Below are 268 nucleotides of genomic sequence, written 5' to 3'. Positions count from 1 at the left end.
CAACAGTAACTATTAGAGTGATACCAAATCCATCACCAAGTCCAGATCCAGTAGATTTAGAACTGTGTGACGATATAGAAATTGTAGGACCAAACGATTTATTAGAAACCTTCGATTTAACACAAAATGAAGCTTTCATTATCAATGGAGAAGTTGGCGTAACAGCAAGTTACTACATTACGCAAGACGAAGCTATTATGGGTAACAATGCGATAGTAGATCCAACAATGCATGTTAACGAAGATCCAGCAACACCAGGCGTAGCAGT

General features: G+C 38.4%; 1 protein-coding gene. It reads left to right on the top strand.

Going from position 1 to position 268, the window contains the following annotated elements; translation table 11 throughout:
• Window positions 1-268: hypothetical protein (locus Q0935_RS15845; protein ID WP_299388344.1), on the top strand; the 268-nt coding region annotated here is incomplete at both ends.

This window comes from uncultured Lacinutrix sp., assembly GCF_947500605.1.
Lineage (GTDB): Bacteria > Bacteroidota > Bacteroidia > Flavobacteriales > Flavobacteriaceae > Lacinutrix.
Note: the sequence above shows the minus strand (reverse complement) of the source record. Positions and strands in the feature narration are given on the sequence as shown.